Here is a 323-nt window from a genome sequence, read left to right on the forward strand (position 1 = left end):
ATTTCGCGGATAGAGAGTGCTGCAGTCATACTGCTTTGTAGATTACTTAAAATAAGTAAGTGGCGTCCCCAAGGGGATTCGAACCCCTGTTACCGCCGTGAAAGGGCGGTGTCCTAGGCCTCTAGACGATGGGGACGCAGAAATTGGTTTGCAAATCACTGATTTGCTATTTCTGCGTAAGATGAGCCGAGCCTGCGAGGCGAATGGCATTATCTTCTCAGAAACATTTTCTGTGTCACTAGGACAACTGAATGGTTTGACTCGTTTCAGGCGAGTTGCTTAATAACACTGCACTTCCCTATTTAAAATAAGTAAGTGGCGTC

1 tRNA gene is annotated in these 323 nt (G+C 46.1%); it reads right to left on the bottom strand.

From position 1 onward, the window contains the following. Positions 1–60 precede the first annotated feature (60 nt). Positions 61–136, bottom strand: a tRNA-Glu gene (locus tag CWB78_RS18075). Positions 137–323: the final 187 nt, after the last annotated feature.

Source organism: Pseudoalteromonas sp. S1612 (genome assembly GCF_005887175.1).
GTDB lineage: Bacteria > Pseudomonadota > Gammaproteobacteria > Enterobacterales > Alteromonadaceae > Pseudoalteromonas > Pseudoalteromonas undina.